This window comes from Pseudomonas sp. HMSC063H08 (assembly GCF_001813645.1).
GTDB classification, from domain to species: Bacteria; Pseudomonadota; Gammaproteobacteria; order Pseudomonadales; family Pseudomonadaceae; genus Pseudomonas; species Pseudomonas aeruginosa.
This window is the reverse complement of record NZ_KV813331.1, coordinates 1-4,881: the sequence shown is the minus strand read 5'-3', so window position 1 is coordinate 4,881 and position 4,881 is coordinate 1. Positions and strand designations below refer to the sequence as shown.

The following is a 4,881-nucleotide window of genomic DNA, read 5'->3' as shown; positions in this document are numbered from 1 at the left end:
TCATCTGCTTCATCGGGAAACTCGGTGGGTGGGGTCGCGGTATTTTGCCAAATCAGAAAGTCTTTTTCAGAGTTTCCCTAGGCTGACAAGCCAAGCGCTGGATCGCAACCATCCATCACCTTATCCAGCTAGATCTGCCTCCTCCAATAAGTGCCGCACAAATCCCGGCGGGTGCAGATTTCCGGGAGGTTTGCGCCAGATCAGTTGGAGACGCTTTTCAAGCCCCGGGATGGGAAGAGCTACCAGCGCGCCACTGCGAACTTCGTCTTGTACTGCGGAAGCCATCACCAACGACACGCCGAGTCCCGCCCTCACTGCTTGTTTGACTGCCTCGGTGCTGCCTAGCTGCATACCGCTGCGAGGCACGCCCAGTTCGCCAAAGTATTCGGTCAGAAGCCGTCCGGTACCGCTACCCGGTTCACCTCCCAGCATCGGCAGGTCCACCAGACGATCACGTTCTATGCACCCTGCTTCAGCCAGCGCATGGTCGGGGCTGACGATAAGCACCAGCGGCTCGACCCGCCAGAGGCGGTGTTCGAAGTCGGGGTGAGGTAGCCACCATTCCATGATCGCGGCGTCGAGCTGGCCCGCCAGTAGCTGGTCGGCCACATCCGGGTTGGCGGCGATGCGCAGATCCACCTCGCCCCTCTCATTTGCGGTCGTCAGATAGTTGCGCACGAATGGCAGGAGAAGGTAGGTGCCGATGTTGGAGCTGGCCCCGACGCGCTCACGATTGCCATGCAGGGCTTCTAGCGCCCGGGCGTGCATGTCGAGCAAGGCGGTCGCATGCGGCATGAAGGCCAGCGCCCGTGTGGTAGGCTGGCAGCCGCTACGACTGCGCTGCACCAGCGTTACGCCGACCTGCTCTTCAAGCTTCTGCAAGTGCTGCGACACCGTCGGCTGGGCCAGCCCCAACGCCCTCGCCGCGCTCTGAAAACTGCCTGTTTGAACGATCGCTACCAGGCTCTTCAGCCAGACCGGATTCAACATGCGGCAGGCTCGGCCTTGGGCAGACGGTTCGCAGCGTTGATTGGGCGCGCACCTGCCAATGCCTGGATGATGTTCTGCGCTGCACAACGTTCAATCTCCAGGCGCACCGCGCGCACTGCCGACCCTATGTGCGGAGTGAACAGCGTATTCGGATGCGCGAGCAGCGCAGGATCGATCAGCCGCGGCCGGTCCGCGCGAGCCCAGTCTTCCATTTCGAATACATCCGCCGCATACCCGCCGAGCTGGCCTCGCTCAAGCGCCGCGAGCACGGCGGCTTCATCCACTACCGAACCACGACAGGGGTTTACAAGCAGAGCGCCCGGCCGTACGAGGGCAAGCAGCTCGGCGTTGACCAGATGCTGGGTATCGGCATTCAAGGGAAGCGCCAGCAGGATGAAGTCCGAGCTGGCGAAGAGTTCGCTGCACGCCACCCGGCGCAGGCCGAGCCGTTGCTCGGTTTGTGTATCCAGAGCCTTCGCCTCGTGGTACTGCAGGGTCGCGCCCCATCCCTGCAAGCGATCAGCCATGGCCAGTCCGATGGCGCCCATGCCAAGGATGCCGACCGTAGCGTTATCCAGCCCCGTGCCGTAGAACTGTGGTTGCCAGCCCTGGAACTTGCCAGAGCGGACGAACGCATCTGCTGCCCGCAGATGCCGCCCCAGCCCCACCGCCAGTCCGATCGCCAGCTCGGCAGTCGGGACCGTCAACAGATCAGGCACGAAGGTCAGCCAGACCCCGCGGGCAGTACAGGCGTCCACATCGAAATTGTCGAAGCCCTTGAGCGCGCAGCCGACTACACGCAGCTCAGGGCAGGCTTGAAGAAAGTCTGCATCGACCCGATCGGGCATGAACGCCATCATCGCCTGAGCATCGCGGCAGCGGCGCAGAATTTCCTCGCGCGGCAGCGTGCTGTCGGTCTGGTTGGTCATCAGCTCGCAATGTGGCGCCAGCAGTTGCAGGATCTCATCGTGTACTCGGTGAGTTATAACGAGTTTCGGCAGCATGGTTTGTCCTATTTGAAACGTTTGCGCAGCACGCCACTGAAGGCGTCTACTAGCGTGACCATGGCCAGGATGACCAGCAGGATTGCTGCAACCTCCTGGTACTGCATGATGCGCAGCGAGCCCATGAGTTCGAAGCCGATACCGCCGGCGCCAACCATGCCCATCACGGTGGAGGCGCGAAAGTTGTATTCCCAGCGGTAGATCGCCACGTCGGCGAACTGCGGCGTCACCTGTGGCAAAACCGCGTGCAGCAGCACTTGCATCGGCGTAGCCCCCGCCGCCCGAGCGGCTTCCACCGGCGCTTCGTCGACGTGCTCGATGGCCTCGGCGAAGAACTTGCCGACCATGCCGACCGAATGCAGACCCAGGGCAAGCACGCCCGGCAAGGCGCCGAACCCTACGGCTGCAACGAAGATGATGCCCATGATCAGCTCCGGCACCGACCGCAGGGCATTGAGCAGCACCCGGGCAACACCGAACACAAGGGGGTGCGGCGCCGTATTGCGCGCTGCAACGAAGGCCACCACCAGCGAGAACACCACTGCGATGGCCGTACCGGCGATGCTCATCGCCAAGGTGTCGATCAAGGGGCGAATCCAGCTTCGATAGCCCGAAAAGTCTGGCGGCATGGCCTCGCCTGCCAGGGTCGCGATGGAGGGCAGCCCGTTCAGCAGCGTGGTGGCATCGAGCAGCCCCACGTACCAGCAGGCCAACAGCACCACTCCGAATACAATCGCCACCTGCCCCAGCTGGCGCCACCAACCGAGGCCGAAGCCTCGAAGGATGTGCTCGCGTTGCTCTGCAGGCAGCGCCTGCACGTCGTAATGAGTAGACATATCGGTGCTCACATCGTGGCGAAGTCGAGGCCGAGCAGCGATCCCATGTTGCGGATCACATCGTAGTCGGCGTCGGTGATTGGCGCGAAGGCCTCGGCCTTGAAGTTGCGCAGCACTTCGGGATCGTCGATACCGACGAATACATCCCGCACCTTGGTTTTCAGCTCGGGGCTCAGGTTCGAGCGCATCGCCCAGGGGTACTGGGGGTATTCGCCGCTGTAACCAAGTACTTTCACCTTGCTCGGATCGATTAGGCCACGTTCGACTGCGTGATTGAAAATTACCTCCGACAGCCCACCCGCATCGGCGTTGCCGTTCGCCACGTTGACGGCAACGGCGTCATGCGTGCCCACAAAATGTTGTTCGTAGTCCTGCCCACCCGTCAAACCGGCCGTCTCAAGAAGCACGGCTTTGGGAATCAAATGGCTGGACGTCGATGCCCGGTCACCATAGGCCATCTTCTTGCCCTTAAGGTCGGCATACTCATTCACGCCTGACGCCACATTGGCGATAATCACCGAGCGATAGGTCGGCTTGCCGTCGATGACCATGGCAGCGAAGGGCTCGATGTCGCTTTTGCTTTTGGCCATGACGTAGGACAGCGGACCGAAATACGCCAGGTCGATACGGCCAAAGCGCATCGCCTCAATCATCGAGGAATAGTCGGTGGTTACGATCAGCTGCACCTTCTTGTCCAGATGCTCTTCCAGATAATCCTTCAGCGGCTGGTTACGCTTGATCAGCTCGGAGGCGTTTTCGTCCGGCAGCAGGGCAACCTTTAGCACATCCGGATCGGCATCGGCCGCTAGGGCGGACAAACTTGAAACAGCGGACAGCAAGCAAGTCAATAAGAGCGCGGATAAGCGTTTCATCGGGACATCTCCAGTGAAGGTTCGAGCATGACAGGTGGTTCAGCCGGAGCATTCGCTGGCTGAGTCGTAGAGCGGCCTGCATAGATGCGCTCAAGCTGCGCATCGGTGAGTTCCGAGGGCGCGGCATCGAAAACGATCTGAGAATCGGCCAGCCCGACGACGCGATCGGCGAAGCGGCGGGCATATTCGAGTTGATGCAGCGAAACGATGGCGGTGATGCCGTCTTCCTTGCAGATGTCGCGCAGCAATCCGAGAACACGGACCGAAGTGGCCGGGTCGAGACTGGCTACCGGCTCATCGGCCAGAATGATCGCCGGCTGTTGCGCTAGCGCACGCGCGATGCCTACCCGCTGCTGCTGGCCACCGGACAGTTTGTCCACCCGGCTTAGCGCCTTGTCTGCCAGACCGACCCGAGCGAGGCAACTGAGCGCAATCTCCTGATCGGCACGCGGCAGAGGAAACAGCGAGCGGAGCGTGTTGTGAAAGGCCAGCCGACCGGTAAGCACATTAGCCAGTGCGCTTTGACGTTCGATTAGCTGGTGGTGCTGAAAGATCATGGCGGTACGCCGACGATGCTGACGCAAGGCCGAGCCGCTGCCGAGTTCACCGAGTTCGCTGGTGACACTGCCGCCAGTGGGCGTGACGAGTCGATTGAGACTACGGAGCAAGGTCGACTTGCCTGCGCCCGAGAGACCAAGCAGCACGGTGAACTCACCACGCCGAAATGCAATCGAGGTATCGCGTAGGGCTGTCACGCCGCCTGGATAGACGACGCTCAACCGGTCGACCCGCAGCACGGCGTCCTGTATCGGATGGGGCGTCATTTGATCACCTTTCGCAATATTGCTGGCCGCACAATTGCGGTTCGCGATGCAAAGGGTAGAAATTCCTTGTTAACGCACTGTTTCTAAAGGATGACATTTCGATGAATACTTCGAATCTGCCGTAGCGGGGCGGCAAGCGAAGCCGTGGAAGAACGGGCGCAACGTAGCGTCTTTCTTCACGCGGGATACAGGAGGCTTTGATTGATACTGCTGCGGATTCGCTACAGTAACGTTGGGCCAGAACGTAATGCCATCCAAGCAAGAGAGCGCACACTAGGGAAACTCTGAAGAAGACTTCCAGATTTTGGCAAAATACCCGGATTCCACCCACCGAGTTTCCCGATGAAGCAGATGA

Annotated in this window: 5 protein-coding genes; all 5 read right to left on the bottom strand. The window is 60.8% G+C overall.

The window, feature by feature from the left end; translation table 11 throughout:
• Positions 1 to 120: 120 nt before the first annotated feature.
• Genes HMPREF2924_RS01750 through phnC form a run of 5 tightly spaced genes read right to left on the bottom strand, consistent with a single transcriptional unit; the run spans position 121 to position 4,526 of the window.
• Positions 121 to 990, bottom strand: a complete 870-nt coding sequence (locus HMPREF2924_RS01750) for a LysR family transcriptional regulator (RefSeq protein ID WP_003127731.1) — start codon at positions 988 to 990, stop codon at positions 121 to 123.
• A complete protein-coding gene (gene ptxD, locus HMPREF2924_RS01745; protein WP_003127732.1) occupies positions 984 to 1,994 on the bottom strand; it encodes a phosphonate dehydrogenase PtxD in 1,011 nt (336 codons plus the stop codon). Before ptxD ends, HMPREF2924_RS01750 begins: the two co-directional genes overlap by 7 nt.
• Before the next feature lie 8 nt (positions 1,995 to 2,002).
• The gene (gene phnE / locus HMPREF2924_RS01740; RefSeq protein WP_010466252.1) at positions 2,003 to 2,830 is read right to left on the bottom strand and encodes a phosphonate ABC transporter, permease protein PhnE; all 828 of its coding nucleotides are present in this window, start codon (positions 2,828 to 2,830) and stop codon (positions 2,003 to 2,005) included.
• 8 nt (positions 2,831 to 2,838) lie between these two features.
• Positions 2,839 to 3,702, bottom strand: coding sequence for a phosphate/phosphite/phosphonate ABC transporter substrate-binding protein (phnD, locus tag HMPREF2924_RS01735; RefSeq protein ID WP_010562501.1), 864 nt, complete (start codon positions 3,700 to 3,702; stop codon positions 2,839 to 2,841).
• Complete coding sequence (gene phnC, locus HMPREF2924_RS01730) at positions 3,699 to 4,526, bottom strand: phosphonate ABC transporter ATP-binding protein (RefSeq protein WP_003118432.1); 828 nt, start codon at positions 4,524 to 4,526, stop codon at positions 3,699 to 3,701. The genes phnD and phnC overlap by 4 nt, the downstream gene beginning before the upstream one ends.
• Positions 4,527 to 4,881 lie beyond the last annotated feature (355 nt).

What these genes read in the sequence shown, in the direction of transcription:
- HMPREF2924_RS01750 (WP_003127731.1), bottom strand. Translation starts at nt 990, where the DNA reads ATGTTGAATCCGGTCTGGCTGAAGAGCCTGGTAGCGATCGTTCAAACA.
- ptxD (WP_003127732.1), bottom strand. Translation starts at nt 1,994, where the DNA reads ATGCTGCCGAAACTCGTTATAACTCACCGAGTACACGATGAGATCCTG.
- phnE (WP_010466252.1), bottom strand. Translation starts at nt 2,830, where the DNA reads ATGTCTACTCATTACGACGTGCAGGCGCTGCCTGCAGAGCAACGCGAG.
- phnD (WP_010562501.1), bottom strand. Translation starts at nt 3,702, where the DNA reads ATGAAACGCTTATCCGCGCTCTTATTGACTTGCTTGCTGTCCGCTGTT.
- phnC (WP_003118432.1), bottom strand. Translation starts at nt 4,526, where the DNA reads ATGACGCCCCATCCGATACAGGACGCCGTGCTGCGGGTCGACCGGTTG.